Raw genomic sequence first — 3,062 nt, 5'->3', positions numbered from 1 at the left:
TGGTTGATCGCACTCCCCCGTACGACCGCCAGCACCCGATGCCCGTTGCGCCGCGCGTCCGAAAGCCGCTCCAGCAGCAGCACACCGACGCCCTCGCCGAGGCCCATGCCGTCGGCGCGGTCGCCGAACGCCTTGCAGCGGCCGTCCTGGGCGAGACCGCGCTGGCGGCTGAAACCGACCAGGCCGAGCGGGTCGGCCATCACGGCCGTACCGCCGACCATGGCCATCGAGCAGTCACCCTGCCGTAGCGACTGGACGGCGAGGTGGAGGGCCACCAGGGAGGACGAGCAGGCCGTGTCGACGGTGACGGCCGGCCCCTCCAGACCGAGGGTGTAGGAGACGCGGCCGGAGATGACGCTCGTCGACATGCCGGTGACGAGGTGGCCCTGCATGCCGTCGGCGACGTTCTGGTAGTCGATCCCCCAGCCCTGGTAGGCCGCTCCGACGAACAGCCCGACCTTGCTGCCCTGCAGGGTCGAGGGGTCGATGCCGGCCCGCTCGAAGGCTTCCCAGGACGTTTCGAGGAGGAGCCGCTGCTGCGGGTCCATGGCGGTCGCCTCGCGAGGCGATATGCCGAAGAACGCCGGGTCGAAGCGGTCGGCATCGTGCAGGAAGCCGCCCTCGGTCACATAGACCTTGCCCTGGCTGTCGGGGTCCTCGTCGTAGAGCCCTTCGAGGTCCCAGCCGCGGTTCGCGGGGAATCCGGAAACGGCGTCCTTTTCCTCCGCGACCAGATTCCACAGTGCTTCGGGGGAATCGGCCCCGGGGTAGCGGCAGCTCATGGCGACTATGCCGATCGGCTCCCGGGAAGCCGCGGTGAGCTGGTGGTTGGCCCGCCGCAGCCGCTCGGTCTCCTTCAGAGACTCACGCAGCGCTCCCACGAGTTTGTCATCGGCGCTAGTCATCTTGTGCTCCGCTTTTCGCTTCTTTTCAGAGGTCATTGTTGTCGTACGCCATACGGATCAGATCGTCGACGTCGAGTTCGTCGATGGCGCCCGGGGATTCGCCGCGCACCGCGGTGGAATCGGTACCGGGGGATTCGGCGAGCCTGCGGAGATCGTCGAGGAGTCCGGATTCCTGGAGCCGCGGCAGTGGAATGGAGTCCAGCAACCGCCGGACCTCCGCTTCGGCGGGGTCGGCCGGGGCCGCAGGTCCTTCGTCGGGGAAGAGCGCGGCGCCGATGTGGTCGGCGAGCGCGCGGGCCCGTGGGTAGTCGAACACCACGGTGACGGGCAGCCGGAGCCCGGTGGCCGCGCTCAGCCGGTTGCGGAGGTCGACGGCGCTCAGCGAGTCGAATCCGAGCTCCCGGAACGCCCGTGACTCGTCGACGGCCGACGGGCCGGGGTAGCCGAGCACCGAGGCGATCTGCGTGCACACCAACTCGGAGAGGGCTCGCCGCCGTTCCTCGGCGGACAGCCCCATGAGCCGGGGCCGCACCGAGGAGTCGTCCTCGGCGGCGTCGGCCGGGGCGGCCTCGGCGGCCAGGATCCTGGCCACCTCCGGCACCCCGCTCAGCAGGGGGCTGGGCCGCGCGGAGGTGAAGACCGGTACGAACCGTTCCCAGTCGATGTCGGCGACGACCACCACGCTCTCGTCGCGGTCCAGGACCTGATGGAAGGCGTTGATGGCCAAGTGCGGTGACATGAACGGGATACCGCGCCCGCGCAGCTGCTCCTCGGCGAGGTTGGCGGCCATGCCGCCGCCGTCCTCGGGGCTCCAGATGCCCCAGACCACCGAGGTGGCGGGGAGGCCGCGGGCCCGGCGCTGCTCGGCGAGCCCGTCGAGGTAGGCGTTGGCGGCGGCGTACGCGCCGTGGTCCCCGCTCCCCCAGACCGCGGAGATGGACGAGAAGAGGACGAAGGCGTCGAGCGACTTCTTGTCGAAGACGGCGTCCAGGTTGGCCGCTCCCACGATCTTGGCATGGGCGGTGTCGGAGAACTCCCGCAGGTCGGTGCCGGCGAGCGGCACGAGCACGCCCGCACCGGCGATGTGCATGACCGTACGGATCTCGGAGCCGTCCTCCTCCAGTCGCCGGACCAGTGTTTCCAGCGCGGCCCGGTCGGTGACGTCGCAGGCGGCGAGGGTGACGCGGGCGCCGAGTGCGGTGAGTTCGGCCTGCAGCTGCGCGGCGCCGGGGGCGTCCGGTCCACTGCGGCTGGTGAGTACCAGGTGTTCCGCGCCGCAGCGGGCCAGCCACCGGGCGATCTGGCCGCCGATGCCGCCCGTGCCACCGGTGATCAGCACGGTGCCGCGGGGGGCCCAGGCGGGAGCGGCCTCTGCCGGGGCCGGCGACGAGCGGACCAGCCGGCGGACGGCCAGCCGGGATCCGCGAACGGCCAGTTGGTCCTCGTCGTCGGGGCCGGTGAGGCCGGCGCACAGCAGTGCGGCTGCGGGTCCGTCCAGGTTGCCGGGCAGGTCGATCATGCCGCCCCAGCGCTGCGGGTGTTCGAGCGCCGCGACCCGTCCCAGGCCCCACACGGCGGCCTGGGACGGGCTCACCGGGCTCTCGTCGCCGGCGGAGCCGACGGTTGGCGCGGTGGTGACGGCGCTCTGGGTGGCGAGCCAGAGGGGGGCGTCGATGCCCGCGTCGCCGAGCGCCTGGACCAGCGTGAGGGTGAGTCCGAGCGCGGCCGGCAGCTCGGGGCACCCGGGGTGCGGCCCCTGGGCCAGGGCGAGCAGGGACAGCACACCCGCGGGGATCGCACCGTCCAGTTCCCGGTGCAGCTGCGACGCGAGGACCTCGCGGCCGGCCTCGGCCGCGTGGACGTCCAGAGGCAGTACGTTCATGCCCTGGTCGCGGAGCAATGCGACAAGTCGCCCGGCCTCCACGGAACCGGCGGGCATCACCACCGGCCACAGGCCCGACGGTACGGACGTCTTCCGATCGGGCAGTGGTTTCCAGGTGATGCGGTAGCGCCAGGAGTCGGTCACCACCCGGTCGCGGCTGCGACGGCGCCAGGACGCCAACGACGGCAGCAACGAGACCAGCGGATCCAGGCCGTCCAGATCCAGCGCCGCCGCCAGCGACCGCACATCCTCCCGCTCCACCGCCTCCCAGAACG

General features: G+C 71.9%; 2 protein-coding genes. Both read right to left on the bottom strand.

Annotated features, from left to right (window positions below; genetic code table 11):
* The coding region (locus tag ACGFT2_RS34065; RefSeq protein ID WP_393286236.1) for a beta-ketoacyl synthase N-terminal-like domain-containing protein at window positions 1-905 on the bottom strand (905 nt) is incomplete at its 3' end.
* 25 nt (window positions 906-930) lie between these two features.
* On the bottom strand, window positions 931-3,062 hold a 2,132-nt coding region (locus ACGFT2_RS34060), incomplete at its 5' end, for an SDR family NAD(P)-dependent oxidoreductase (protein WP_393286233.1).

The sequence above is a fragment of the Streptomyces sp. NPDC048514 genome, assembly GCF_043199955.1.
In the GTDB taxonomy this organism is placed as follows: domain Bacteria; phylum Actinomycetota; class Actinomycetes; order Streptomycetales; family Streptomycetaceae; genus Streptomyces.
Note: the sequence above shows the minus strand (reverse complement) of the source record. Positions and strands in the feature narration are given on the sequence as shown.